At 45.2% G+C, this 25,226-nt stretch carries 31 protein-coding genes; 24 read left to right on the forward strand and 7 right to left on the reverse strand.

Annotation, left to right across the window (positions count from 1 at the left end):
* The first annotated feature begins 53 nt into the window (after window positions 1–53).
* The 4 genes from NLX78_RS13775 (at window position 54) to NLX78_RS13790 (ending at window position 2,712) form a co-directional block, all read left to right on the forward strand.
* Window positions 54–392 (forward strand): STAS domain-containing protein, encoded by a 339-nt coding sequence (locus tag NLX78_RS13775; protein WP_061831464.1) that lies wholly within the window; start codon window positions 54–56, stop codon window positions 390–392.
* Window positions 393–410: 18 nt separating this feature from the next.
* Window positions 411–863 carry an anti-sigma B factor RsbW gene (rsbW, locus tag NLX78_RS13780; protein WP_254350701.1) on the forward strand — a complete coding sequence of 151 codons (453 nt, stop codon included), beginning with the start codon at window positions 411–413 and terminating at the stop codon, window positions 861–863.
* The gene (locus tag NLX78_RS13785; protein ID WP_013311929.1) at window positions 860–1,633 is read left to right on the forward strand and encodes a sigma-70 family RNA polymerase sigma factor; all 774 of its coding nucleotides are present in this window, start codon (window positions 860–862) and stop codon (window positions 1,631–1,633) included. The genes rsbW and NLX78_RS13785 overlap by 4 nt, the downstream gene beginning before the upstream one ends.
* 119 nt (window positions 1,634–1,752) lie before the next feature.
* Window positions 1,753–2,712 (forward strand): magnesium transporter CorA family protein, encoded by a 960-nt coding sequence (locus tag NLX78_RS13790; RefSeq protein ID WP_165179366.1) that lies wholly within the window; start codon window positions 1,753–1,755, stop codon window positions 2,710–2,712.
* Window positions 2,713–2,827: 115 nt separating this feature from the next.
* Here NLX78_RS13790 and NLX78_RS13795 read toward each other — a convergent pair whose 3' ends face one another.
* The 4 genes from NLX78_RS13795 to NLX78_RS13810 all read right to left on the reverse strand — a co-directional run bounded on the left by NLX78_RS13795 (window position 2,828) and on the right by NLX78_RS13810 (window position 4,947).
* Window positions 2,828–3,304 (reverse strand): DUF5665 domain-containing protein, encoded by a 477-nt coding sequence (locus NLX78_RS13795; protein WP_250260433.1) that lies wholly within the window; start codon window positions 3,302–3,304, stop codon window positions 2,828–2,830.
* A gap of 91 nt (window positions 3,305–3,395) precedes the next feature.
* Complete coding sequence (locus NLX78_RS13800; RefSeq protein WP_023990268.1) at window positions 3,396–3,797, reverse strand: YtxH domain-containing protein; 402 nt, start codon at window positions 3,795–3,797, stop codon at window positions 3,396–3,398.
* Window positions 3,798–3,847: 50 nt separating this feature from the next.
* A complete protein-coding gene (locus tag NLX78_RS13805) occupies window positions 3,848–4,105 on the reverse strand; it encodes a GlsB/YeaQ/YmgE family stress response membrane protein (protein WP_069011991.1) in 258 nt (85 codons plus the stop codon).
* A 137-nt stretch (window positions 4,106–4,242) separates the two neighbouring features.
* Window positions 4,243–4,947, reverse strand: a complete 705-nt coding sequence (locus NLX78_RS13810) for a phosphatase PAP2 family protein (protein ID WP_250260434.1) — start codon at window positions 4,945–4,947, stop codon at window positions 4,243–4,245.
* Window positions 4,948–5,178: 231 nt separating this feature from the next.
* Here NLX78_RS13810 and NLX78_RS13815 point away from each other — a divergent pair, with 231 nt between their 5' ends.
* Window positions 5,179–5,898, forward strand: a complete 720-nt coding sequence (locus tag NLX78_RS13815; RefSeq protein WP_254350702.1) for a pirin family protein — start codon at window positions 5,179–5,181, stop codon at window positions 5,896–5,898.
* 197 nt (window positions 5,899–6,095) lie between these two features.
* Here the strand turns inward: NLX78_RS13815 and NLX78_RS13820 are convergent, their stop codons facing one another.
* Window positions 6,096–6,323 (reverse strand): DUF1128 domain-containing protein, encoded by a 228-nt coding sequence (locus NLX78_RS13820; protein WP_013373034.1) that lies wholly within the window; start codon window positions 6,321–6,323, stop codon window positions 6,096–6,098.
* A gap of 120 nt (window positions 6,324–6,443) precedes the next feature.
* Between NLX78_RS13820 and yyaC the strand changes: the two genes are divergently transcribed.
* On the forward strand, window positions 6,444–7,034 hold the full coding sequence (yyaC, locus tag NLX78_RS13825; protein WP_254350703.1) for a spore protease YyaC: 591 nt from the start codon (window positions 6,444–6,446) through the stop codon (window positions 7,032–7,034).
* Between the two features lie 88 nt (window positions 7,035–7,122).
* A complete protein-coding gene (locus tag NLX78_RS13830) occupies window positions 7,123–7,917 on the forward strand; it encodes an alpha/beta fold hydrolase (RefSeq protein ID WP_254350704.1) in 795 nt (264 codons plus the stop codon).
* A gap of 94 nt (window positions 7,918–8,011) precedes the next feature.
* On the opposite strand, the gene NLX78_RS13835 is transcribed toward NLX78_RS13830, so the two are convergent.
* Window positions 8,012–8,578, reverse strand: a complete 567-nt coding sequence (locus NLX78_RS13835) for a pyridoxamine 5'-phosphate oxidase family protein (RefSeq protein WP_061831457.1) — start codon at window positions 8,576–8,578, stop codon at window positions 8,012–8,014.
* 394 nt (window positions 8,579–8,972) lie between these two features.
* Here NLX78_RS13835 and NLX78_RS13840 point away from each other — a divergent pair, with 394 nt between their 5' ends.
* On the forward strand, window positions 8,973–9,629 hold the full coding sequence (locus tag NLX78_RS13840) for a DUF6483 family protein (protein WP_268820123.1): 657 nt from the start codon (window positions 8,973–8,975) through the stop codon (window positions 9,627–9,629).
* Complete coding sequence (locus tag NLX78_RS13845) at window positions 9,616–10,830, forward strand: class I SAM-dependent methyltransferase (protein ID WP_025721769.1); 1,215 nt, start codon at window positions 9,616–9,618, stop codon at window positions 10,828–10,830. Before NLX78_RS13840 ends, NLX78_RS13845 begins: the two co-directional genes overlap by 14 nt.
* An 80-nt stretch (window positions 10,831–10,910) precedes the next feature.
* On the opposite strand, the gene NLX78_RS13850 is transcribed toward NLX78_RS13845, so the two are convergent.
* Window positions 10,911–11,234, reverse strand: coding sequence for a hypothetical protein (locus NLX78_RS13850; protein ID WP_013311916.1), 324 nt, complete (start codon window positions 11,232–11,234; stop codon window positions 10,911–10,913).
* 144 nt (window positions 11,235–11,378) lie between these two features.
* On the opposite strand from NLX78_RS13850, the gene uptA reads away from it, so the two are divergent.
* From uptA to NLX78_RS13925, 15 genes are all read left to right on the forward strand, one after another.
* Window positions 11,379–11,993, forward strand: a complete 615-nt coding sequence (uptA, locus tag NLX78_RS13855; RefSeq protein WP_013311915.1) for an undecaprenyl phosphate transporter UptA — start codon at window positions 11,379–11,381, stop codon at window positions 11,991–11,993.
* A 1-nt stretch (window position 11,994) separates the two neighbouring features.
* On the forward strand, window positions 11,995–12,564 hold the full coding sequence (locus NLX78_RS13860) for a thioredoxin family protein (protein WP_254350705.1): 570 nt from the start codon (window positions 11,995–11,997) through the stop codon (window positions 12,562–12,564).
* Window positions 12,565–12,567: 3 nt separating this feature from the next.
* Complete coding sequence (locus tag NLX78_RS13865; RefSeq protein ID WP_061831454.1) at window positions 12,568–13,197, forward strand: MBL fold metallo-hydrolase; 630 nt, start codon at window positions 12,568–12,570, stop codon at window positions 13,195–13,197.
* Between the two features lie 242 nt (window positions 13,198–13,439).
* Entirely contained in the window at window positions 13,440–13,649 is a 210-nt protein-coding gene (locus NLX78_RS13870; protein ID WP_061831453.1) for a hypothetical protein, read from the forward strand.
* Between the two features lie 80 nt (window positions 13,650–13,729).
* Entirely contained in the window at window positions 13,730–14,116 is a 387-nt protein-coding gene (locus tag NLX78_RS13875) for a hypothetical protein (RefSeq protein WP_061831452.1), read from the forward strand.
* 368 nt (window positions 14,117–14,484) lie between these two features.
* Window positions 14,485–14,772 carry an Asp-tRNA(Asn)/Glu-tRNA(Gln) amidotransferase subunit GatC gene (gene gatC / locus NLX78_RS13880; RefSeq protein WP_013311910.1) on the forward strand — a complete coding sequence of 96 codons (288 nt, stop codon included), beginning with the start codon at window positions 14,485–14,487 and terminating at the stop codon, window positions 14,770–14,772.
* 27 nt (window positions 14,773–14,799) lie between these two features.
* A complete protein-coding gene (gatA, locus tag NLX78_RS13885) occupies window positions 14,800–16,257 on the forward strand; it encodes an Asp-tRNA(Asn)/Glu-tRNA(Gln) amidotransferase subunit GatA (RefSeq protein WP_069290372.1) in 1,458 nt (485 codons plus the stop codon).
* A gap of 26 nt (window positions 16,258–16,283) precedes the next feature.
* On the forward strand, window positions 16,284–17,729 hold the full coding sequence (gene gatB / locus NLX78_RS13890; protein WP_013311908.1) for an Asp-tRNA(Asn)/Glu-tRNA(Gln) amidotransferase subunit GatB: 1,446 nt from the start codon (window positions 16,284–16,286) through the stop codon (window positions 17,727–17,729).
* 131 nt (window positions 17,730–17,860) lie between these two features.
* Entirely contained in the window at window positions 17,861–18,322 is a 462-nt protein-coding gene (locus NLX78_RS13895; protein WP_254350706.1) for a GNAT family N-acetyltransferase, read from the forward strand.
* Between the two features lie 98 nt (window positions 18,323–18,420).
* Window positions 18,421–19,134, forward strand: coding sequence for an MgtC/SapB family protein (locus NLX78_RS13900; RefSeq protein WP_071642911.1), 714 nt, complete (start codon window positions 18,421–18,423; stop codon window positions 19,132–19,134).
* 83 nt (window positions 19,135–19,217) lie between these two features.
* Window positions 19,218–19,871, forward strand: a complete 654-nt coding sequence (locus NLX78_RS13905; protein ID WP_069290370.1) for a hypothetical protein — start codon at window positions 19,218–19,220, stop codon at window positions 19,869–19,871.
* Between the two features lie 7 nt (window positions 19,872–19,878).
* Window positions 19,879–21,282, forward strand: a complete 1,404-nt coding sequence (locus NLX78_RS13910; protein ID WP_069290369.1) for a DUF4097 family beta strand repeat-containing protein — start codon at window positions 19,879–19,881, stop codon at window positions 21,280–21,282.
* 108 nt (window positions 21,283–21,390) lie between these two features.
* Window positions 21,391–21,822, forward strand: coding sequence for a Fur family transcriptional regulator (locus tag NLX78_RS13915; RefSeq protein WP_013311903.1), 432 nt, complete (start codon window positions 21,391–21,393; stop codon window positions 21,820–21,822).
* A gap of 152 nt (window positions 21,823–21,974) precedes the next feature.
* Complete coding sequence (locus NLX78_RS13920) at window positions 21,975–23,693, forward strand: glycosyl hydrolase family 18 protein (RefSeq protein ID WP_254350707.1); 1,719 nt, start codon at window positions 21,975–21,977, stop codon at window positions 23,691–23,693.
* A 136-nt stretch (window positions 23,694–23,829) separates the two neighbouring features.
* On the forward strand, window positions 23,830–24,684 hold the full coding sequence (locus tag NLX78_RS13925) for a nucleotidyltransferase-like protein (RefSeq protein ID WP_254350708.1): 855 nt from the start codon (window positions 23,830–23,832) through the stop codon (window positions 24,682–24,684).
* Window positions 24,685–25,226 lie beyond the last annotated feature (542 nt).

Raw genomic sequence — 25,226 nt, forward strand, 5'->3', positions numbered from 1 at the left:
GCTCGTATAATGGGTTAGTATGTAGGGAAATCTTTTTTCGGGAGAGTAGGCCTATGAATACAAATAAAAATGAGAAATTTAATGCAATTACAGAAACAACCGATGGTGTAAATACCGTTTATCTGAGTGGAGAGTTGGATCTTTCGGTAGCACCTGATTTTCGTCTGGTGATGGAGCCTTTGGTGGGGGAGTCCAGCCAAGATTTGATTATTAACTTGAGAGACCTTAAATACATTGACAGCACGGGTATTGGTATCTTGTTATCTATTTTAAAAGCAAGGCATGGGATGGAGTCCCGGTTTACAGTTCAAGAGGTACCGCCTCAGATTCAAAAGCTGTTTGATATGACCGGTATTGCCAAATTCTTTGCCCCCCAGGAGAATTCCCAATAGGAAAGGAAAGAAAAAGAAATGAATGCTCAAATTCAAAAAGTAGTTCTTAATTTGCCGGCAACTGCTGACTTTGTTGATATTGTAAGATTAAATTTATACGGTATTGCCGCGAAAATGGGATTCTCTTATGAGGATATTGAAGACATGAAAGTGGCTGTATCGGAAGCCTGTAATAACTCTGTCCTTTATGCATATGGTCATGAGGGGGGAGTCGTGGAAGTAACATTTGAATTTGATGAAGCTTCGTTGTCTATTCGTGTCAAAGATGAAGGGGAGAGCTTTGAACGTGTGGATGACCCGTCCCGTATCGCATCCTTGCATGACAAGGAGTTGAATGATGCGCAGATAGGCGGATTAGGCTTTTATCTCATGCAGGCGCTTATGGACGATGTCCATATCTTGAATGAGACAGGAAAAGGCACCGAAGTGGTGCTGGTAAAGCGCCTGACCAGAAGTGAGGAAAGAGTATGAATGAAAAGGTAACTCCCCCGGAGTCGATGGATGAAGCCGTTGGTCTAATCTGGGAGTACCAGCAAACAAAAGATAACGAGATTGCTACCGTGCTGATCCGCAAGTATGAGCCGATGGTCAAGATGGCTGCCGGGAAGATCTCCCGTAACCGTCCGGATTTATACGAGGATTTATATCAGACCGGTCAGATGGCTTTGATACGTCTGCTTCAGCAATACGATATCAGCTTGGGTATCCCATTTGAACCGTACGCTATGAAAAGTATGCTGGGACATATGAAAAATTATTTGCGCGACAAATCCTGGTATATCCAGGTTCCTCGCCGTATTAAGGAAAAGGGTGCGCTTGTTCAACATGCTATTGATGAACTGACCGTTAAATTGGAACGCTCACCCAATGTGGACGAGATTGCGACCTACTTGGATCTTACCGTAGAAGAAACGATTGAGGTGCTTGCTGGCCGTGAGTGCTATCACTATGTTTCACTGGACTCGCCTTTATCCCAGGAAGAGAGTGCAGCTACGTTAGGCGAGCTCATTAGCTCGGATGCTAACGATTATGACACTGTGGAAAAACGAATGGATTTGCAGCAGGCTTTAAGCCAACTGAAGGAGCAGGAACAAAAGGTGCTTCTTCTGGCATTTCAGGACGGTCAATCTCAACGTGCGATTGCACAGACGTTGGGCGTATCGCAGATGAGCGTTTCCCGTATTCAGAAGCGGGCAACGGAAAAGCTGAAGCAGATTATGTCTAATTCCTCTATTTCATGAGAAGACCGCGGAATTCTTGGCTTAACATATTTGGCGTCACATCGTAAGGACACGTTATTCCGATATGGGAAGCGTGTCCTTTTTATAAAGCAAAAAGGTTGGGAGGAAGGTTGGAATCCATGACAGCATTTGAACAGATTTCTTCCTTTCGCGGAGGATGGGAATGGTGGGACATCAGTGCTGGGAATTGGCAAGATTCGGTCATACAGCACTTGAAGGAGAAGCTCCCAGAAGCCGCAGAATGGCTGGACAAGGTAGAGGACATTCCATCCAGCTTTATATCTGTGCGCTTTCCAGATGGCAATCAACCCTTAATGTACGGGTCGTTGATTTACTCCGTTCAGGAGGAGATCGACAGTCAGCGTAATTGCAACAAGTTTTATTTTCTGGTTCTAAACCAAAAGTTAGTGACGTTAAATCTGGATCAAAATACCCGTGAAATCATGCACACCGCGGAACGCCAAAAAATGCTGGAACAGTGTGAGGATGCAGCTGACGGCATGTTTGTATTGGCGAGAGCCGTGCTTCATTATTTTCATACAGGTATGGATAAGTTCGAGATCAACCTGAGAAGACTGGAAGAGGAGATGGAGAAAAGGAATGCCCGTACGCTGATGGATTCTATATTGAATGCACGTTTCGAGCTGTTGTATTGGAGCAATATGTTCATTCCTTTTTCAGAGCTGGTGACGGCTTCTCGGGAGGCATATCTGGATCAACTGGAGGAGAATCGCTTTTTCAAGCAGTTACTTTACCGTGTTACTCGGATGGAAGGACTTTTCCTGCATTATGAAAAGGAAATCGACACATTGATCTCCATTGACGATGCCATTTCCGCATTTAGAGGGAATGAGATTACGAAGACGCTCACCATTGTCACCGCCGTATTTACACCAGCAACCGTAGTGGGCGCTATATGGGGCATGAACTTTGAAAATATGCCTTGGATTAAAACAGGCTGGGGTTTTACAACCGTGATTATTGCCACATTGCTAAGTATGGCGGGAATGTACGGCTGGCTGATGATGAAGGGGTGGACAGGAGACTTATTGAAGGCTAACAAGCGCAACAAATTGTAACGGCTGATTACAGTCGTTACAATATAAAAATAAAAAACGATCCATCGTAACTGGAGGCTCTTTGAGGAGTCTATTACCGGTTACGATGGATCGTTTTTAAATGAGATAAGGACGATTACTTAGTACCTTGGCTCATTTTGATATATCCTAATAATTCGGCGATGAAATCTCCAATGACCGGAAGATTTAATTGCACCAGGAAACTGAGCAACCAAGCGAGCAAGGCGAGTATGACCACTGTGCCCAGCGTAAGACCGAGACCACGTGCAATGCCTGCGGTCAGATTGCTCATAATTCTTCTTTTAGTGCTGGAGTAGTTCTCCAGAATATCTTTGAATTCTGCTCTTTCGAGCGTATCTGCTATTTGATCTAAGCGTTTGTTAAGCCGCTTGACCTCATGGCGCAGCTCAAAAGGATGTTCATTTACATCAAAGTCTCTCTCCTGATCATGTGTTTTAACATGATTATGAGTAGAAGAAGTCTGCTTGGATGAAACTTCATCTGGCTGATCTTGAGTCTGTAGGGGATGAAAGGTTCTTTTGTTGTTCGCGGTAAGATCATCTCCATAGGAATTTGGCTTGTTCATTGTCATCCCAGCCTTTCTATCATTTAAAAACAGCCAGCTTCTTGCATGCTGGCTGTTCAGTGTAGGGCTTATTTTTTGCCATCAGAATGTGTAGCTGTTAGGAATTTGCATTCAATTGTTTTTGCGTATCCTTGGCCGCTTGAGCCGTTGCATCCATGACTTCTTTATCCGCTTTGGCTGCTTCATTAGCGACATCTGCAGAAGCTTTGGTTACGCTGGATACGATGTTGTCTTTGCTCTCGGATACCGTTTTGGCTACATCTGCTGTTTTGGTGGAAACGGTTTTGGCCAAATCTGTCGCTTTGCTGCTCACTACAGATGCCACGTCCTTTGTTTTATCGGAGACGACTGTAATTTTATCAGACAGATCACTACGCAAATCACGACCCGGCTTCGGCGCGAACAGCAGGGCTGCGGCAGCACCAATCAAACCTCCAATAAATAAACCTTTTGCAAAACCTGAAGTACTTGCCATATTTTGATTGTCAATGTTACTCATGTTATATCACTCCTCTTATAGAATTAAAGAATAAAAGATATATATAAATGTTAGGTAGCCCTTCTTAATAGCCTGGACGCCAGTCCGAGCAAGAACACGAACAATGCGGTTCCGAGTATGGCTGGAATGACTGCAAAATCTCCGATGACCGGGCCCCAGTCTCCCAATAGCATGACACCTAGCCAAGCTCCTACAAATCCAGCAATCATAGAGCCGGCAATGCCGCCAGGCATTTCATGACCAGCCAGTGCATCGCCAATCAATCCGATAATAATAGCCATTACAATACTTAGTACAATTCCCCACACAAGGATCGCCTCCCTTATCCTAAGTTCACAAAACCATAACGTTTTTGATGAATGCTGAGCTTTGATATTGCTGTGCCTTGCTTACTTCGTATATAAACGTCGTGACCCGGAGTGAAACAAAAAGCCGTCTCGGACATTTACCGGTGGGGGGTGGAAGGAAGCTGCATGCGCGCTTGCCAATAGATCACAGGAACGGTAAACACCAGCCAAATTATACCTGCAATATAGCCACCCACAATATCTGTAGGAAAGTGAACGCCTAGATATACGCGGCTTAATCCAATCAAAAGAATCAGTAGTACACCCAGAGCGCACGGAAGAAAGAGCGAACGCCCACGAATCTTTCGTTCTATGGCCCAAATGGCAAATATCATTCCGAAAAATCCCATGGAAATCATCGCATGACCGCTGGGAAAACTATAACCCCCGGCTTCAACCAAATGTTGAAGTGACGGGCGTTCCCGTTGCAAAATTTCCTTAATGAGCGTATTTAGCACCCACATCGCCGTAAAGCTGCTTAGGATCGCAAAGGAATAAGCTTTTGAACGAAGGCTGACCCAACACAAGGTAGCAGCACCGAGGGCGATGATCAACGACATGCGGAGTGAACCTAAAGATGTAATGAATATAGCGATGGTTAGCAGTTGGTAACGAGCAGCTGCTGTGTCTGGAAAAACGGCATCCTGTATGCGTTCATCCCAATATAGAAAAGGAGCTGTGCCAATCCACTTCACAGAGTAGGCGATGAGAAGCAACACAGCGATCATGATAATAGATGCATACAGACTACGACGCAAATAGCTTGGTAGGAACCGGGATGGTTGGGGTTCATGGGATAGCATATGTAATAAATCTCCTCCTTATGGCTGTAATAGATTTAATTTTTCGTACTATTAACTTAACTAATAATGAACTTAAGAGCAAAACCCGACGGCGACGACAGGCTGATTGAGGCATATAAGCCCGGGGTAAAGGGATCGTATCACAGCGTTTGTAATGCCAGGGCCGGAAGTGGAATAGTCATCACGAAGCAAAGCTGCTTTACGGAACTGTAATCCATGGAGGTGTTAAGGATGATTAAAATAGTGACATCGGCAGAAAGACATACCTCAAATAAAGGGTGGATTCATAGTGAGTTTAGCTTTTCGTTTGCCGATTATGAAGATCCGAGCAATGCCCATTTTGGCTGTATGCTAGCCCATAATGATAACGAGCTTGAACCGCAACAAGGCTTCAAAAGACATCCGCATCACGATTTGGAAATCGTCACCTATGTAATTGAAGGCCAATTGCATCATAGCGACAGCTTAGGACATGAGCAGGATTTGAAAAGCGGCTCGATCCAAGTTCTGAGTGCAGGCACCGGAATTGAACATGAAGAGCGAAATACTGGGGATGAAAGACCGGTTCGTTTTTTGCAAATGTGGTTTTTACCCGAGAGTCCTGGCATTCAGCCTTCTTATCAGGTGCAAAGATTCAAGCACAGTGAACGTCTAAATCGGCTTCAGCCTGTTGTGTCTGGTTCAGAAGTGGAGGGGGCGTTATCCATCGCGCAGGATATAAATCTGTATCTGAGCAGATTGGAAAAAGGACAGCAGCTTGAATATCCGCAGCAAGAGGAGCGCCGCACCCACATCTATGTAGTTAACGGTCATGTGGAAGTTACGTGCCGGGATGGGGATTTTCAGTTAGGGCCTGGCGATGCCGCGCGAATTCAAAAAAGCTGTAACTTAAAGATACGAGCAACAGGCAATGAGGATATATCTGAATTGGTGTTTGCGGATTTGCCTTGAAGCATCCTTGAGTGAGTGAAAAAGTGTATGGAAATGCATATATGCAATCGAAAAAATAAAGCTCGTATCCCGCGTTGCACGTCTGTTGAGACGAGCGGGAATACGAGCTTTATTTACGCTGACAGGGCCACTATCATGAAGGCTGTTGTTCATGATGTAGGTTGTAATACAGCTAAGCTGTATTCCTATAAGCTAATTCAGGAGGACTTACGCAATCTACCCAGTTCAGAAACAATAGCTTCAACCTCTGAAATGCTCAGGTTAGGCTTGCTTATCACCATATCATAGACATCATGGATGTCCTCGTATTGCTCCAGCGAGAAAGCGGATGCCTGCATAGCAGCACCACTCGCCATACGGAGCTTGGTTTTAATACCCTCAATCATATACTCAATGTTGGCATGAGACGGTACAGACAAATCCATCGTTAATTTTCCATCCTTTCATAACAGGGGAAGTTGCCTGTATTGTATCATGTTTTTGTTGTAGAATGTACTGAAAGTCAGATTACTGATATACAACCGAATCAAGGAGGATGGACAAAGTTGTCTTTGTATAATCGAGCTTCCACACCCGGTCGCTCGTCCTTAGAACATAATGTAAAGAAAACAGATCGAGATGGACTCGCGCCGTTTTTCCGAGAAATTCATCATCAGCATGCTATAGATAAGTTGACTTTTGTTTGCATCGGTACAGATCGCTCATCAGGTGATTCACTCGGGCCACTGGTAGGCACCATGCTCAAGGAGCAAGGCTTTCCGCACGTGATTGGCACAATGACGGAGCCCTGTGATGCAGATCATCTGGTTTCATACTTGGAGTGCATTCCCCAAGATCATCATGTGATCGCCATAGATGCTTGTCTTGGACAGCACGGCTCAACGGGAATGTTTCTTATTGCGCGTGAACCGCTAACTCCTGCGCGATCGGTGGGGCTGTCTCTGCCGTCTGTTGGTCATTATAGTGTTGCAGCGATTGTGAATGAGCGCAGTCCCAAACCCTATTGGACACTCCAAATGACGTCGCTTCACTTGGTCATGACCATGGCTGCGCATATTGCTAATGCGGCGGCTTATGAATTTGGTTTAAAAACAGCTTTGCAAGATTTTCCAGAGGGTTACCGTTTCAGATATTGATGGTCTGCTTAATAATATACATCAGCATGTTCTACTCACTAATATATTCAGATCCAATAGATTATATACAGAGAAGGAAGGGTTCCACATGGAAAAGGTATTATGCGAAGGAACGACGATCTGCTATGCCGAACAGGGAAAAGGAGATCCGATCATTCTATTGCACGGATTTTGCGGAAGCTCTTCCTACTGGGATGAGGTTGTTCCCTTGCTATCCCCAAGCTATCGTTGTATTGTTCCAGACTTACGTGGACACGGACGCAGCGATGCTCCACTAGGAGCCTATACTATTGATCAAATGGCAGATGATGTGCTTAAACTTCAAGAACAATTGGACATTCCTCAGGCTGCTTGGTTTGGTCACTCCCTAGGAGGCTATCTTGCCCTTTCGGCAGTGCAGAGACATGCAGAGCGCCTTACAGCCTTTGGACTGATTCATTCCACAGCATATGCAGATACGGATGAAGGTAAAGAAAAGCGGAATAAGGCTGTATCCACCATCCAAACGGAGGGGATTACGACCTTTGTAGATGGACTCGTACCGGGACTGTTTGCTCCTGATCATGTGAAGTCAATGTCCAGCCAATTACTTAAAGTCAAAGAAATTGGCTACAAAACACCACCACAAGGAGCCGTCGGAGCATCACTGGCTATGCGCGAGCGTACTGATCGGCGGGATGTGTTGTCGGCTTCTGCATTGCCAGCCCTTTTAGTAGCGGGTGAGCAGGATCAGGCGGTTCCTCCAGCGCGGACGTTTACAACAGATCGGGCCGGAGTAACTCAGGTTAGCCTACCGGAAGTAGGTCACATGAGCTTGTTCGAGGCACCGGAGTTATTAGCGAACACCATCTTGACATTTTTAGAGCAAAACTTGAAAAAGTAGACTAAGGTAAGCCCAAAAACCGGAACAATTCTGATGTGATAATTAGAAGGTTCCGGTTTTTGGGTAGTCAATTATTTTTAGGTGTGTAAGGTGTCTAATTTATATTGCTTTTGTTAAAGGCAAACGCTGTCGGCAAACCGTCAATACTCTCCAGATTTTTCTCATAGGCATATTTTTTAAGTGCTTCTTCTCCCATCTGAATCGAGACTTCCTTCAGCTTTTCCCGTTCGCTCGTGTATGTCATAAAGGGAACCGCAAAACCACATGAATTCTGCACCATATGAACGTCCACAACAATGATTTGTCTTGCACCGGGAAGCGGGTTGAAGAGAGGGTACAGTTCATTCCATTGCTTAGTATCGGGCAGTGCGACGGTACCAGTACCATAGAGCTTTAGTACACTGGGAGCGCCCTCAAATGCACAAAACATGATTGTTACCCGTCCGTTCTCGATAATGTGGGCGCTTGTCTCGTTGCCGCTTCCCGCCAAGTCGAGATAGGCTACCCTTTGGTCCGATAGAATACGAAAGGAATCATATCCCTTGGGGGAAAGGTTAACGTGCCCTGTCTTGGATAGCGGTGCTGATCCTACAAAGAAAATGTGCTGCCGCTGTATAAACTCTTGATGTTCCGGTAATATCGAGCTAAATTGTTTACCCAAACTCCATCATCCTTTCTCACAAAAATATTCATATAAATTTTGTTTCTAAAGAAATTAATTATTATGAATTATTTTGTGGGATGTTTAAATATACTGATTATTTTTTGTTTCGTGTGAAACAAAAATATCACAACACTAACGAAGAAGCAATATTGATTTAAAAAAAACCGTCATTCGCTAGTCACATGATCAGCTACAAAGTACTGTACCGTAGGAATTCACTGTCATATGTGAGCATTCTGACTACCTGATTATTGATGTTATTAACTGAGGGTGAAGGTTATAAGTGGTATTTCTGCATGGTAGGGCATTTGGCTTTTAGACAAGGATGTCTTACAATCAGAAGACAGAGTTTCTGGTTGTCTAGGCATCGGGATGAAAGGAAGGGAACGGCTTGCTTAGAAAAGATTATTTGCTTAGTATGATGGAAGAATTGACATCCGCAGTAGCATCGGTGCTCGGTCTAAGGCGTGAAAATAAACATGTCGAAGCGCTAAAACAGTTAGATGATCTGCTCAACAAGCAGTTTCGTCTTCGTTCAGATCTGCTCAGACGATTGCCGCCGGAACAAATTATTGAGCTTTTCCGATTGGGCCCTGGAATTGAAGCAGACAAGATCCAGCAGGTGGCTCGCATTTTAGAGGAAGAAGCCGTGATTTACCTGGAAACCAGTAGAACAGACGAGGGCATACGAATCTTGATGAAATCTCTTCATTTATATTTGTACAGCGATACGAATGGCGCGACTCGTGATCTGCAGGTCCTGCCTGAACGAATAGCGTGTATCGTAAAACTGGTGCGTGAATATGAGCTTCCCTCTGAAACCAGCAAACTGTTGGCTGTTCATTACGAGCGAGAAAACAGGCTGGACGAAGCCGCCGATGTCTGGTTTGGATTGGCATGGGAGCAGCCAGAGCTTCTATCCGAAGCGGAGGCGTTTTACAGTCACTTACTGGATAAGACCAATGCAGAGCTGGAGCTGGGTGGAATTTCACGCCAGGAAGTCACCGAGGGTTTGACCGAGATCACCCAATTACATGAAAGAAAGTGAGATGTACCTTTTGGATTCACTGCGCGAACTTATATACCAATTGACTACGGGAGGATCCCTCATAACAGCGACACTGAGTCAGCTTCGCAAACGGGAGGATGCTTCTTTTACTAAAGTACAAATCAAACCAGTGGAATTGAAAAACAAGCTGCATTACCAGTTTGCTTTTCATTACAGCAACAAAGTCATTCATGAAAATCTGACCCCTGACGAAGCTAATGAGCGAATGACTGCCTTGTTTGAGGACACGTTCCGCCAAGGACTTCTATGCGCCAAGGATGCAGACTACCAAGTGCTGATCAGTAAAAAATATAAAGTATCCATTCTGACAAAGTCACCGAGCAAAAGTAAAGCCGACCTGTCTCATAATCGCAAAAAGCAATATGTGCTCGAAGAAGGGGAGCGAATTCCTTTCCTGATTGAGCTTGGGATTATGAATGAGGACGGTAAGGTACTGGCCCGCAAGTATGATAAGTTTCGTCAAATTAATCGGTTTCTCGAAATGGTGCAGGATGTATTGCCCAGCCTTCCGGTAGGCCGCCCATTGACGATTGTGGATTTTGGCTGTGGCAAATCGTATTTGACCTTTGCGCTGTATCACTATTTGGCTGTACAGCAAAAGCGACCATTGCAGATCGTTGGTTTGGACTTGAAGGCAGATGTCATTGAAACCTGTAATGTTCTGGCTCAAAAGCTGCAATATCGACAGTTGGAGTTTCTGGTCGGTGATATCGCAGACTATAACGAACTGGAACAGGTGGATATGGTTGTTACCTTGCACGCTTGTGATACAGCAACAGATGCGGCGCTGGAAAAGGCCGTCCGCTGGGGAGCATCCGTTATTTTGTCGGTTCCGTGTTGCCAGCATGAGCTGTTCAGCCAACTAGAAAATCCAGTATTGGAGCCTTTGCTTTCCCACGGTATTTTAAAGGAGCGTTTTTCTGCACTGGCAACGGATGGAATCCGGGCCAAACTGCTGGATATGATGGGATATCGGACACAGCTATTGGAATTTATCGACATGGAGCATACACCTAAAAATATTCTGATTCGTGCCGTCAAAGGGCAGGCGGGAGAACAATCCGTTTTGTGGCGTGAATACACAGCATTTCGGGATTTTATTCATGCTGATCCTTATTTGGAACGCGCTTGTGCGGATTTGCTTCCCGAAGGAGCGGGGAAGAAGCAGACACATAGCTAGGAATATAGTAAAAGTGGAGCCACTGCGGGGTGGCTCCACTTTTTTGTAGTTTACAGTTCATGGTTGCAGTACGCCAACATCTATCCGCCATAGGCGCTTCTAAAAGCGGTGCACAAGACATCGCGATCCACCTTCCACAATGCCGCGAGCTCCTCGCTGACATCTTCGTCCCACCAGTCGCATAGTAGTTTGCGATTACTATGGTTTTCCGCAATCCAGATAAGGTGTCCGACGACCTTGCGGCAGTATAGCTCCTCGCCCTGCTTGACCAGATCAGGAGCAATGTGAACAGGCAGACGTTTGCAGGTTCGATACAACTCTTTGGTACATGCGCGGCGGATACCACGAGCCGTGGGTAAACGGGATTGTGAATTGTCATGTTTGGGAAATTTGCCGGGAGGCATATTGTACCCCCTCCTCTCTCTCCCAACTTATGCGGGCAGAGGAGCCGGGGTCACTGACCTCCCTATTTGGTCGAAGTGGCGACTTGTTCTGCCGCTGTGATACACTAATGAAAATAGAGAAACAGGCAGGGAGTGGGAAGAGAATTGGACCAAATATCTAGTATCATTAATTATTTGTTTGAGATCATTCGTAGTCTTGGGTATTTTGGTATTATGCTAGGCTTGATGGTTGAGGTCATTCCAAGCGAAATTGTCCTCGCTTATGGTGGCTTTTTAGTATCCTCGGGTCATATTAATTTTTTTGGCGCAGTCGTTTTTGGAACGATTGGCGGGGTTCTGGCCCAGTTGTTCATTTACTGGATTGGACGCTATGGCGGCAGACCGGTATTAGATAAGTACGGGAAATACATACTTATCAAAAAAAGTCATGTCGACCATGCTGAAGCCTGGTTTAACAAATACGGCACAGGGGTCATTTTCACAGCTCGCTTTATTCCTGTTGTGCGTCATGCCATCTCAATCCCTGCCGGGTTGGCTCGAATGAACGTATGGCGTTTTACTATTTTGACAACGCTAGCGATTATACCTTGGTCTGTTTTGTTTATATATTTAGGTATGCTGCTAGGAGACAAGTGGGAGCAAATTGACGAAGTGGCAGCACCTTACATCAAACCGATTTTGCTGGTTGCCCTTGCGCTCTTGATCATTTATTTTGTTATCAAATGGATTTTGTCCAAAAACAAAAAAGGAAGTGTATAACATGAGCCGTAGTAATGTATCGCAATACTTCGGAAAGGGCTTAAGCCCTGAACAGTTTATGGAGGGCATGGAAAAGAACAAAGAAGCCTTCCGCTCTGGGTACGATCAGTTTGTGTGGAATCGCGAAGAGGATCGAGAGTATTTTGAAAGCCTGAACCATCGGGATGATCTGCGCGTGCTTATTTTGGCTGCCGACTGGTGTGGGGATGTGGTACGCAATGTGCCAGTTGTGTTCCGTGCCCTGGAGAATAGCGGGATTCCGACCGAAGTATTAATCTTGGAAAACCATCAGGCGCTGATGGATGACTTCCTGACAATGGGCGGACGTGCTGTACCGATTGTGATTTTTGCGGATACAGGAGGTCACGTACTTGGCCACTGGGGACCACGCCCTGCACATGTCCAACAAATTATGATCGAATTCAAACGTGAAAATCCAGATCGGGAAGCCGATGATTATCAAGAAAAAATCGCAGTTGCTCGTAAAGAAATGGCTGAAAAATATGGGGAGGGAACCGAGGTCCATCCTGTGATTGTTCAGGAATTACGTGAGCTGATCTCGGGATTTTAACTTATGGTGCTATCTATTCGCAGCTTTAATCTCGGTCCACTTCAGACGAACGCTTATTTGCTTCAAGGGGATGATCCACAGCGCGCCATTATTATTGATCCAGGAATGAATCCGGGTCCTTTGCTGAGGGCGATTGAGTCTCTGACTATTGAAGCTATCCTACTGACTCATGCTCATTTTGACCATATCGGAGGAGTAGAGGAGATTCGCAATGCCAAAGGATGCCCGGTGTATTTGCACGCCTTGGAGCAAGACTGGCTCACATCTCCTAAGCTGAATGGCTCCTTGATGTGGCCAGAGGCATCTCCACCAATCTCAACCGGTCCTGCCGAATATGATTTGGCGGAAGGTCAGCAATTGAACCTGATCGGGCACACGTTCAAGGTGTTCCATACACCGGGCCATTCACCCGGAAGTGTCAGCTTTCTGTGTGGCAAAGATCTTTTTTCCGGGGATGTGCTATTCCGTCAGGGCGTTGGACGCACGGATCTGACGGGTGGGCGGGAACGGGATCTATACGATTCAATTCAAAACAAATTGTTCCCGCTCGGAGATGACGTTACAGTCTATTCCGGTCACGGTCCCAAAACGTCCATCGGTTATGAGAAAGCTAATAATCCGTATATCCGGTAAATGTGATGAACCTTTCAGGAGGGGCAAAATCAAAGGTGTGACAAGTTTTGCCCCAATTCGACAACAAATTATAAATTATGTATAGACAAAGGTTTTTATTTTTGTTAACATAAATTTATTAAAGTTACATACTAAACTCGCGAAGCACGCAAGCTGTGGATGAATCCCGGTTTGCGTTCTTTTTTTTGCCCATTAAGAGGATAAAGAGGCATGAGGCCGTCAGATCACAAGGGGGAGCAAGAATGAAAAGAAAACATATATATGGGGTACAACGTGAGATTGGAGGTAGTTTCCGTGTTCCCAATATAATAGATATTGAAGATTCTGTGGTAGGTTCCGAACCGAAGATCATAACTTGGAAAAAGGTGAAACGACGGGGCGGAATCCCTTCACAAAACTGGCATGTGAGATTGAATGAACACAGGTTGGGACGTGGAGACGGTCGATTATGAAGATACATAGATGATATAGACAAGCTACTTTTTTTTTAGTAGACTTAGCAGATAAGTTCAGACAAACGGGGGGGCTAACGATGCATCATTTAGGAGCTAGAATTATGATCGTCGCGGATGCTTTTGAGCAGAATCTTCCTGTGGGCGAACATGGTTATATCATTGCTTACGACCGTAATGCGGACAATGCTTTTGACTATGTCATTCGCGTACCGAAGGTGAACCGCAATTTTTTTGTACCATCCGGGGACATCGAGCTGGAAGAGAGTATTCTCAAGCTAGAAGCCGAGCGGATTGAGCGTGAAGCGCTGATAGATTATGCCCTTGCTACTCATAATGAGCAACTGTTCAAGCATGTAATGAACGGTGGTCTTGATTCGGTAGAGACTGAAGAAGAAGAAACCGCGGCAGAGTTGTTGTCACAGGCTGATTTTATCAGACAAGTCAATTTGCGTGCTTGGATATAGGGGTCGGCTACTGCCGACTCTTTTTAAAAATATATAATGGGCACAATCTCAGCTCTTATAGTTATCTCGAAAGAGCACCGAGAGGTGCTTTTTTTATATTCTTTTAGCAACATTTCCCTCATTGATGTACAGTTTGCTTCTGTACCGCGTCAAAGATTGAATTGTAAAGGGTTCTATCCTATAATTAAAAACGTTATTTCAAAGTTCGGTGCAGCATTTTTTAATATCAGGATTTTGCAAAATTCGATTCCAGTTGCTCCGAAGTGCAAGATATAGACGAACTAAACCATTTTGATCTATATCTTGCTCATGGGAAGTCGCTTATTGGACTTTTTGCAAAATCCTCATATACATGAGGAGGGTTTTGTATGAACATTTCCACGGAAGATGTCCGTCACGTAGCCAAGCTGTCTAGGTTGAATCTGACCGCGGCTGAAGAAGAAACGATGACAGGACAATTAAACGCCATTCTCCATTATGCGGAGAAGCTGAATGAGCTGGATACGGAGCAGGTAAAACCGACCACTCATGTGCTGCACGTCAGCAATGTCATGCGAGACGACGAAGTTCGTGAAAGTTTGACACATGAGCAAGTGATGCGCAATGCACCTGAAGAAGAAGACGGACAGTTTAAGGTTCCTGCTGTTCTGGAATAGATCTCATATTTGAAAGGAGGATGCAAATTGAGCTTGTTCAATAACACATTGCCCGAGATACATAACAAGCTGCATCAAAAGGAAATTTCCGTGAGTGATCTGGTGGGACACGCTCTGGAGACAATTGGTGCGCGGGAAGACAAGATCAGAGCTTATATTACCGTTGACGAGGAACAGGCCCGTGCATCCGCACGTGAGCTGGATGATCAGCTGATTTCCGGAGAGGAAAGAGGATTGTTGTTTGGTCTGCCGGTTGGTATTAAGGATAATATTGTGACAGAAGGGCTGCGTACAACATGTGGCAGTCAGTTTTTGAAAAATTTTGATCCTGTTTACGATGCCACAGTTGTTAGCAAGTTGCGCGCAGCGCAAACTGTGACACTCGGTAAAATGAACATGGACGAATTCGCCATGGGCGGCTCTAACGAGAACTCCAGCTTTTTCCCTGCACGTAACCCTTGGGATTTAGAACGTGTTCCCGGCGGTTCCAGTGGCGGCTCGGCTGCGGCTGTTGCAGCGGGTGAGGCTTATTTCACGCTCGGTTCGGATACAGGTGGTTCCATTCGCCAGCCCGCTTCTTACTGCGGTGTAGTTGGCCTGAAACCAACCTATGGTCTAGTATCCCGTTTTGGACTGGTGGCTTTTGCCTCCTCTTTAGACCAAATTGGACCTATTACTAAAAATGTTCAGGATTCGGCCTATGTCCTACAAGCTATTGCAGGTTATGACCAGAAGGACTCCACTTCTGCAAAGGTAGACATTCCTGATTATTTGAACGCTTTAACCGGGGATGTAAAAGGACTTCGTATCGCTGTGCCTAAAGAGTATCTTGGTGAGGGCGTAGATCCACAGGTCAAGGAAAAGGTGCTCGACGCACTGAAAACGCTGGAAGGATTGGGCGCGGTATGGGAAGAGGTATCTCTTCCGCACACGGAATATGCGGTAGCGACTTACTACCTGTTGGCTTCATCCGAAGCGTCGTCCAATCTGGCCCGCTTTGACGGCGTACGCTATGGTGTGCGTTCTGACAATCCGGACAACCTGCTTGATCTTTACCATCAGTCCCGTACGCAGGGTTTTGGTCCCGAGGTGAAGCGTCGGATTATGCTGGGTACCTATGCACTCAGCTCCGGGTACTACGATGCTTATTATTTGAAAGCTCAAAAAGTGCGCACACTGATTAAACAGGATTTTGATCGTGTATTTGAACAATATGATGTAATTATCGGACCTACTGCACCGACAACTGCTTTCAAAATCGGCTCACAAGTGGATGATCCATTGACGATGTATTTGAACGACATTTTGACGATTCCGGTGAGCTTGGCTGGCGTGCCAGCCATCAGCATTCCTTGTGGTCTTGCAGATGGAATGCCAGTCGGACTACAAATTATCGGAAAAGCCTTTGACGAGTCTTCCGTGCTACGCGTAGCTCATGCTTTTGAACAAAATACCGAATTTCACAAGCAGCGTCCGCAGCTGTAATTTGCTAAAAAGGAGGGAACCTATTCATGTCTACAACTACATCCAAATATGAGACGGTCATCGGACTTGAAGTGCACGTGGAATTGCATACGAAGTCTAAAATATTTTGTGGATGCTCGACATCCTTCGGAGCACCACCCAACTCTCATACATGTCCGGTCTGTCTCGGTCATCCAGGGGTGCTGCCGGTATTGAACCGTCAGGCCGTTGATTATGCAATGAAAGCAGCAATGGCGCTGAATTGCACCATTGCTGATGTGAGCAAGTTTGACCGTAAGAACTATTTTTACCCCGATTCACCTAAGGCTTACCAAATCTCACAATACGATCAACCCATTGGCGAAAATGGCTGGATTGATATTGAAGTGAATGGTGAGACAAAGCGTATCGGTATTACTCGACTGCATCTGGAAGAGGACGCAGGGAAATTAACACATGTTGATGGTGGCTACGCATCTTTGGTCGACTTTAATCGGGTCGGCACACCATTGGTCGAGATCGTTTCGGAGCCGGAAATATCTTCGCCGGAAGAAGCCAAGGCCTATCTGGAAAAAATACGTGCCATTATGCAGTATTGTGACGTATCCGATGTGAAGATGGAGGAAGGATCACTTCGCTGCGACGCGAATATCAGTCTTCGTCCGCATGGACAAAAAGAGCTGGGAACTAAAGCGGAACTGAAAAACATGAACTCCTTCCGTGGCGTACAGCGCGGACTGGAATATGAGCAGTTCCGGCAGGAGCAGACGCTGGACGAAGGCGGAACGATAGTACAGGAGACACGTCGTTGGGATGAGGCGCAAGGTAAAACCTTATCCATGCGTGGTAAGGAACAGGCTCATGACTATCGTTATTTCCCAGACCCGGATCTGGTTACATTGCATATAGATGAGGAATGGAAAGAACGCATCCGTGCTTCGATTCCTGAATTGCCTGACCAGCGTAAAGCACGCTACACTTCGGAATATGGATTACCTGAGTATGATGCGCAGGTGATTACGTCCTCCAAGCCATTGGCCGATTTGTTCGAGGATAGCCTTCAATTCACCAAGGATGCCAAAGCAGTATCCAACTGGATTATGGGGGATCTACTCGGCTATTTGAACAGTGCCGGTGTAGAGCTGTCGCAGGTTAAATTGACCGGTCGGGGCTTGGGCGAAATGATCGGACTGCTGGAGAAGGGAACGATCAATAGCAAAATCGCCAAAACGGTCTTCAAGGAAATGCTGGAAAGTGATAAACTGCCACAGCAAATTGTTGAAGAAAAAGGGCTTGTACAGATCAGTGATGAGGGTGCAATCTTGACCATTGTCGAACAAGTTGTAGCAGCTAACCCGCAATCGGTCGAAGATTACAAAGCCGGCAAGCAAAAGGCCATCGGCTTCCTAGTCGGTCAAGTGATGAAGGAGAGCAAGGGAAAGGCAAACCCTGGCCTTGCTAATAAGTTGCTGACGGAAGTGCTGAACCGCTAATGGCATAGATTTGACAGGGGGCTTGTCTTTTAGGGACAGGCCCCTTTTGCATAGACGCTGAGAACGATTGGCGCGAACAAACTTTAGAATCCTGATGGCATTTTATGAGTTTCCTTAGGAGGGAAAACAGCATGGTTACCCTATGTTCATTGGAAGATGATGATATCGTCAGTCAGATATGGCGTCTACAGCACGTTGCCTATAGGCTGGAAGCTGAGCTAATTGGGTTTGATGAGATTCCTCCACTGATGGATACATTGGATACGCTGAGAAGCTGTGGAGAGTCTTTTTATGGGTGGCTGGAGGACGGTGAATTGCTAGGAGCACTGGCTGTGCAGTCTGAGTCGCCCGATTCGCTTACCCTTACCCGTATGATGGTTCACCCAGATCATTTTCGTAAAGGCATTGCAGACTCTTTAATGAAGCATGTTTTGAATGAATATCAAAATATCCCGTTGTTTATCGTCTCTACAGGAACTTTAAATACTCCTGCGGTGACATTATACCGAAAACATGGCTTTCGCCCCGTATCTGCGGCCGAGGTCGCCCCAGGCGTGGAATTAACCACCTACCATCTGCATAAGTTGGAATAGCATTGAGACATCATTAAATTGGCATTAAAAACGCACATAAGCCCACAAATCGCGCACCCGGAGTGGGAAACACGACATAACCGGGAGGAGAGACCCGAATGAATAATCCGTGGATTATAGACGATTCACATATCATTTTACGGCTTTTACTGTCCATGCTTCTCGGTGGATTCATTGGCTTTGAACGCGAACGTTCCAATCACGCAGCTGGTTTGAGGACTCATATTATGGTCAGCCTTGGTTCGACGCTGATTATGCTACTCTCCATTTACGGCTTTGCCGATTTTATTAAAGAAGCTAATGTACGCATAGATCCCGCTCGTTTGGCTACGGCTGTGATCACTGGCGTAGGCTTTTTGGGTGCAGGGACGATTATGTTCACAGGTAAATCCATTACCGGACTAACGACTGCGGCTTCCATTTGGGTCGTGGCTGCTATTGGCCTTGGGGTGGGAGCAGGCTTTTATTTCCCGTCTATAGCGGCGACAGTGCTCGTATTTTTAAATTTATGGGTGTTTAACAAAGTTGAACTTCGGTATATGCGTGGACGCAAGCGTCATCTTATTACATTGTACGGATTGTCCTCTCACGGACTGCTGGAGCAGATTTCGACTTATTTAGAGCAAGAAAAAGTGGAAATACGTAAAATAATGATTAAAGAACATGAAAATGTCCCATTTCACGAATTACACCCAGATCGGCAGAGTATGGAGGTTTCCCTAGAGGTGCTGGCCCGTCATGATTTTAATCCCGTACGTATTGCAGCTGATTTACGACAATGGGAAGATATAGCTGCTGTCTCCGTTGAGTAATATCCTACCTTTTTTTAACAGTTACTCTTAAATACGATTGGGGTACTATGTAAGCATTGAAGTATTTTTCAGCGGAGCCACGCATGGGATTCAAAGGGGAGGATGGCATGAACTCGGAACAACCGTTACCGTCTGGAGAGGCTGGGCAGCTACAAGCGCCGGAACAGCGGGAACAACCCAGACAGGGGAAGCGTCTAAAATACGCTAAATTTCGCAAAGTGATTGCCATTATCATGGCCGCATTGTTACCCGGACTGGGACATCTTTTTTTAGGGCTGTTTATTAGGGGGCTTAGTTTTATTGTGTTGCTCCTGCTAGATATTTTTGCGATGCTGTATGTTTCTTCTGATGGCTTGAGGATTAACATCCCATTACTTATTTTGCTTGGATTGTTCATACCCGTTTTATATTTTTATAATGTATATGATGTATTACAGTCAGCAGATTACATGGTTCGTTATCGGCGTAAGCCAGATCGTTATGCACGAATGGATGCTAAAGGTCAGCAAAGTAGTCCTTTTTATGCATGGGAGAGAGGCTTTGCTTTTGCTGTGCTGATGGTGGCAGGCGGTGGGCTTATGATTTTGTTTCGCATGAAACCTCGCTGGTTGAGCAATTTCTTTGAGGATTATGGATTCCTGACGCTGGCCATTTTATTAATGATGATCGGTTTATCCCTTTTTCTAAGGGAAGCCTTTCTGTCCTTTAAGCGTAAAAAGTTGAAAGAAAGAGGGTGAAGCTGGCGTGCACCGTAAAATAAGAGTCGGTCGCTACACCTCTTCGCTTCTGTTGATGGCTGTAGGCATTTTGCTTATTGTAGATGTGTTTCAAAATACTGAATATATGCTTCAGCTCCTCGTTTGGTGGCCCGTAATCTTCGTGCTTTGGGGACTGGAATATCTGATTTTTTTTGCTGTGTACTATCGGAAAGAAGGCAAGTCTGACAACGGAAGGCGATTCAGGCCTGACCTAAAGGGGATTCTGTCCGCTTTGGTAGTGGCAGCCTCGGTTTTTATCGTGACCCAGCAAAATCATTATATGTATCTGTGGAACCGGGTCAGTCTCAATCTGACGTCAGCCTCTATGGATTTTAGCCAGGCTAAAGAGAATCGGTATGATATGGGTGGTGTACTGGTACCTGTAACTATGCAGACGTCCGATTTAGTAGTTGATTCGGTTAATGGTGATGTAACACTAATCAGACGGCCTGTGTCCAATATAGAGGTACGAGGGACTCTATGGGTGGATCAAGCGCCTGCTGCCGAAGCGGACAAGATTGCTCAAGCTTCTTCACTGACTTCTACCGACGGCAAGACTATCATGATTCGTCCAGAGGCAAAGTCGTACGGAGCATCAAGCAAACGTCAGCCCCGTGTGAATATGCTGATCACCGTGCCGGAGGACCGGCGGTTCAATGTGCAGATTAGAACCTCCAACGGGAATATTTCCTTGAATGGAGTTGATGCTATTGACAGCATTCGGCTCGAGAGCGGTAATGGAAATCTCACTGTTAATGACGCTATCGGCAATGTCAAGGGAGGCACGTTGAACGGTCAGGTTAAATTGCATCGGATTTCTGGAGATGTAGATGTGCGCACGAACCGTGGCGATATGCAGGCAGGAGATATTGAAGGAGCTGTGACACTACACACCATGGTAGGTGATATTCAGCTCGCTCGTTCGGAAGGGGACATCACCGTAGATACTCAGAATGGTGACATGAATGTGCTGAATTCTACAGCCAAGCTGAATGCCAATTCGCTTAATGGCTCTATCAAAGTGCATAGCGAGCAGGTGGGCGGAGATTGGAAAATATACAGTGCTGTCGGTGATATCGTATTGGATCTTCCGTCGAATGGAGATTTTCAGTTAGAGGGTTCAAGCAGTTATGGTAATCTTCAATCCGATTTTCCATTTAAAATAGATAGTAAAAGTATTTCAGGCCAGAATGGGACAGGTAAGTATGCGATCAACGTAGAGGGTAACAGCAATTTAACGATTAAAAAGTTACTGATGCCGTCGTTACCCGACTTGGAGGATTCCGGGGGTACGACTGCGCCCGATACATCTGATAGCTCTCCGGCTGAACCCGGAGCTCCTGAGTCAGATACCTCTATAGGAACATCCGGCGACAATACGGCGCGTTGACAAGAAACTTGAGTAGACCGTACAATGTGAGTAGGTTTAGAAGTAAGTTGTAAATAGATGCGTGGTAATTGATAGGATCGTAAGTAAGGGATAAGGCGGTGGACATATATGGCGGCACGCGTCCAGCATGCTTTGGAACTTCTGAAGAAGACAGGTGTACGCATAACACCCCAGCGTCATGCCATATTAAACTATTTGATGGAAACCATGGGGCATCCGACTGCAGATGAAATATATCGAGCGCTTGAGTCCAAGTTTCCAAGTATGAGTGTGGCTACGGTTTATAATAACTTAAAGATGTTTATAGAAGCGGGTATGGTACATGAGTTGACCTATGGAGATAACGCCAGTCGTTATGATGCCAATATTTCGGAGCACTATCACATCATTTGCGAAAAATGCGGAAAGATTGAAGATTTCAGTTATCCCTATTTGGCTGATGTGGAACGCCATGCCGCGTTGGAAACAGGCTTCGAGGTGCATGGACATCGTATGGAGTTACACGGAGTATGCAAAGCTTGTAGTAACAAACAAACGTAACGAAACAAGGAATAGAAGTTTTTTGTGCGGTATGTATATATTGTAATGGATTGGAAACGTGAGGAATTCCCCATAAGTGGGGATTTACCGCGTTTTTTTATTTAAATCACTTTATTTTTGTAATTCAAAGTTCATACAATGGAGGTTCAATATTGGCCAGAAATCATTCCAGACGCCGCCGTAAACGTTCACGATTCAAAGGAGCGGCAAGCCTGCTATTATTTGCAGCGATTATATGCGCAATTACTGTCGTATGGTTTGGTAATCCCCTTCACGAGAAACCCGATTGGCAGGGCAGTGTCCGTCCTATTTTTATGCAGGGCAAGTTGACTGGGTATGAAGCTCAAAGCTCGGGCAAGAACATGCTGATGCCGCTTAAATTGGTGCAAAGTCAAATTGATCCTACGGTTCGCTATGAGGATGATAGCCAAACCGTCATTATGGCGACGAGACAAAGCCTGCTCTATATGAAGGTTTCGAAGGCACAAGGGGAACTGAATGGTAAGACATATGCACTGAGCGTAGCCCCTCAAGTGATCAGTGGAGAGGTATATATCCCGATAGAGGCTGTACGTGAAGTATACGGCGTTTCTATACACGAAGACCCTGTAACTGGTGCTGTCATCCTAATGAAAGCTGGAGAGAAGGTCAGGATGGGGAGTGTAGAAAAGAAGGATGGCCCACAGGATGCTAGAATTGCCTTACGTAAAGAAGCCTCCAGCCTATCTTTCATTTTGACAGATATATCTCAGCGGACGAAGGTACGTATTTGGTCCAAGCAAGGAGATTGGTATTTTGTTCAATTAGACAATGGCTATGCGGGATACATTAAGTCAGACCATATCGCTGAAGGAGAAGAGCTTGTGATCCCTTCGGCTAAAGACGATTTGTCCATCTCGGAAAAACATTGGGAGGGTAGGCCAGTAAACCTCGCTTGGGAAGCCGTCTATAATCGCAAGCCCGATCCTTCCAAGTTTGATCCTATGCCTGGAGTAAATGTGGTGAGTCCTACGTGGTTCAGTGTCGTCGATCATGAGGGCACTGTAGAAAGCAAGGCAGATCCTGCCTATGTCAGCTGGGCACATCGCAAGGGGATGGAGGTTTGGGGCTTGTTGAGCAACAGCTTTAATCCCGAATTAACAACTGAAGCATTGTCTACCTTTGAACGTCGAAAGTCGATTGTTGATCAGATGATTTCACTTGCCCTAGAAAATGATCTGGATGGTATTAATATTGACTTTGAAAATGTTCATACGAAGGATGGCCCCAATGTCACCCAATTTTTGCGGGAACTTAAACCGATGGCTCGGGAACATGATTTAATACTGTCCATTGATGTTACGCCTAAATCTCAAAGTGAGATGTGGTCAGCTTTTTTGGATCGAAAATCATTGGGCACCATCACAGATTACCTCATGGTAATGGCATATGATGAGCATTGGGCGGCTAGTCCAAAGGCTGGTTCTGTCGCCTCGCTACCATGGGCGGAAGCGTCAATTAAGCGAATTATTCAGGAAGATGAAGTGCCGCCTCAAAAAGTGGTTTTAGGTATTCCGTTATATACTCGTGTGTGGTCCGAGACTCCCAAAGAAGGGAAGATTAAGGTCACCTCCAAATCACTTGGTATGAAGTCAGCAGCCGGTATCATAGCCGAATTTAAGTTGAAGCCCAAGTTTAGAGCTGCTGAAGGCCAGAATTATGTCGAGTATACAGAAGACGGCGTGGTCAAAAAGATTTGGCTAGAGGATCAGATATCTCTGAAGGCAAGAGTAGAACTTGCCAAATCGCTGAAGCTCGGAGGAATTGGGGCGTGGAATCGAACCTTTGCAGATGAAAACGCTTGGGTAACACTGAAAAAAATAAGTGAATAAGATAAAAATTTATACAATTGAAGAAGGAAGTTTCTTATTTATGTAGAAATGATCACATGTATCCAAATATCCAATTTGCGATCATAGCCGCCTTGCAGATATGGAGGGAGAAGTGCAGCTAACCAAATTAAACCTAATGTATGATGAGATGTTGCAGGAAGATTCAATAGGTATTATTTCGTACAGAAAGCCGGGAGAGTATTTTCACGGTTCGATGTTGTATGACTTTGATGAACTCATTCTAATTATTGGAGAAGGCACCAAGCCGGTTCGTTCTATTCAACACTTATTTATGAATGGCTTAAGATGCCAAGTGTTGTATGCAACGCTCAGTTGTCTGAAGGAATGGATTATCGCTGGTGAACAAGCCAACATTATAGATTATGTGCTAGAAGGTCGTATTGTCTGGGAACGGGATGACAGGGTCCGTCTTTTAAGACAGGAAATTGTTGATTTTAACGATCCACTACGGGAGCAGAAGCGATTTCATGAGTTCTCCCGCTTTCTGGTCAATTACGTTCATGGTAAAAGAGCGGTGCGAGAAGGGCGGATCATTGAAGCTTATCAAAGTGTTCTGAAAGCATTGGATCATTGGGCATCTATTGAACTCATTGAACGGGGGATTTATCCAAAGATTCACTTATGGGTTCAGGTACAGCCTCTGGATCGAACGATTGACAAACTGTATAACGAACTCACATTAAGTACAGAAACCTTGGAACAGCGGGTTGAACTAGTATTGCTTGCTTGTGAATTTTCAGTTATGTCAAAAATGGAGGAGTGCTCATCTCCGCTATTCCGTATATTAGGCAGCAGACGGGAACCCTGGTCTATAAATGAACTTATTAACCATCCAGAGCTAAAGAATCTTCAATTGGATCTTACCGTCGTGCTCCGTAAACTGGTATATCGTTCACTTATTAGAGAAACAGCTGCCGGGGATTTTAGGGATCGTGGGCAAAATCGTGAACTGCGTTACTCCCTTATTTGATGTGCAGGGTTGATTTGTCAGGAAGAAAGGTTGTTAAATCGACTTTTCTTCCTTTTTTTGTACGTGATTTAGTGTTTATAGATAGTTACAAAATATAAATTATTAATTTAGGTTGACGAGTATATAAAATATGTGCTAAGTTATAACTCGCCCCATTAAGCAGCAAGAATAATTTAGAACTGTTTAAAGCAGGATAAACGTGTTGCTTCAAGCGAAAAAATAAATTTTCGAAAAAAAGCTTGACGAAAAATGAGGTTATGTGTTACATTATTTAAGTCGCCGCTGAGACGCGGTGGTGAAACAAAGCGAGACATTATGCAGGTTTGATCTTTGAAAACTGAACAACGAGTGAGTACGGATTTTGTTTACAAAATCCAACGCTGAGATTTTGGTACATGCCGTCAGGCTGTATGAAATGGAAGCGAACAAGAGATATTTTTATCTCGTCAGTTTCAACATGAGCTTATCGCTCTTTCTATAAACTAACTTCGGTTGGTCTTTAATGGAGAGTTTGATCCTGGCTCAGGACGAACGCTGGCGGC

The sequence above is a fragment of the Paenibacillus sp. Lou8.1 genome (assembly GCF_024213565.1).
GTDB classification, from domain to species: domain Bacteria; phylum Bacillota; class Bacilli; order Paenibacillales; family Paenibacillaceae; genus Paenibacillus; species Paenibacillus polymyxa_B.

Coding starts and splice junctions, on each gene's coding strand:
- NLX78_RS13775 (WP_061831464.1), top strand. CDS start 54: ATGAATACAAATAAAAATGAGAAATTTAATGCAATTACAGAAACAACC.
- rsbW (WP_254350701.1), top strand. CDS start 411: ATGAATGCTCAAATTCAAAAAGTAGTTCTTAATTTGCCGGCAACTGCT.
- NLX78_RS13785 (WP_013311929.1), top strand. CDS start 860: ATGAATGAAAAGGTAACTCCCCCGGAGTCGATGGATGAAGCCGTTGGT.
- NLX78_RS13790 (WP_165179366.1), top strand. CDS start 1,753: ATGACAGCATTTGAACAGATTTCTTCCTTTCGCGGAGGATGGGAATGG.
- NLX78_RS13795 (WP_250260433.1), bottom strand. CDS start 3,304: ATGACAATGAACAAGCCAAATTCCTATGGAGATGATCTTACCGCGAAC.
- NLX78_RS13800 (WP_023990268.1), bottom strand. CDS start 3,797: ATGAGTAACATTGACAATCAAAATATGGCAAGTACTTCAGGTTTTGCA.
- NLX78_RS13810 (WP_250260434.1), bottom strand. CDS start 4,947: ATGCTATCCCATGAACCCCAACCATCCCGGTTCCTACCAAGCTATTTG.
- NLX78_RS13815 (WP_254350702.1), top strand. CDS start 5,179: ATGATTAAAATAGTGACATCGGCAGAAAGACATACCTCAAATAAAGGG.
- NLX78_RS13820 (WP_013373034.1), bottom strand. CDS start 6,323: ATGGATTTGTCTGTACCGTCTCATGCCAACATTGAGTATATGATTGAG.
- NLX78_RS13830 (WP_254350704.1), top strand. CDS start 7,123: ATGGAAAAGGTATTATGCGAAGGAACGACGATCTGCTATGCCGAACAG.
- NLX78_RS13845 (WP_025721769.1), top strand. CDS start 9,616: ATGAAAGAAAGTGAGATGTACCTTTTGGATTCACTGCGCGAACTTATA.
- NLX78_RS13850 (WP_013311916.1), bottom strand. CDS start 11,234: ATGCCTCCCGGCAAATTTCCCAAACATGACAATTCACAATCCCGTTTA.
- NLX78_RS13860 (WP_254350705.1), top strand. CDS start 11,995: ATGAGCCGTAGTAATGTATCGCAATACTTCGGAAAGGGCTTAAGCCCT.
- NLX78_RS13865 (WP_061831454.1), top strand. CDS start 12,568: ATGGTGCTATCTATTCGCAGCTTTAATCTCGGTCCACTTCAGACGAAC.
- NLX78_RS13870 (WP_061831453.1), top strand. CDS start 13,440: ATGAAAAGAAAACATATATATGGGGTACAACGTGAGATTGGAGGTAGT.
- NLX78_RS13875 (WP_061831452.1), top strand. CDS start 13,730: ATGCATCATTTAGGAGCTAGAATTATGATCGTCGCGGATGCTTTTGAG.
- gatC (WP_013311910.1), top strand. CDS start 14,485: ATGAACATTTCCACGGAAGATGTCCGTCACGTAGCCAAGCTGTCTAGG.
- gatB (WP_013311908.1), top strand. CDS start 16,284: ATGTCTACAACTACATCCAAATATGAGACGGTCATCGGACTTGAAGTG.
- NLX78_RS13895 (WP_254350706.1), top strand. CDS start 17,861: ATGGTTACCCTATGTTCATTGGAAGATGATGATATCGTCAGTCAGATA.
- NLX78_RS13900 (WP_071642911.1), top strand. CDS start 18,421: ATGAATAATCCGTGGATTATAGACGATTCACATATCATTTTACGGCTT.
- NLX78_RS13905 (WP_069290370.1), top strand. CDS start 19,218: ATGGGATTCAAAGGGGAGGATGGCATGAACTCGGAACAACCGTTACCG.
- NLX78_RS13915 (WP_013311903.1), top strand. CDS start 21,391: ATGGCGGCACGCGTCCAGCATGCTTTGGAACTTCTGAAGAAGACAGGT.
- NLX78_RS13925 (WP_254350708.1), top strand. CDS start 23,830: ATGTATGATGAGATGTTGCAGGAAGATTCAATAGGTATTATTTCGTAC.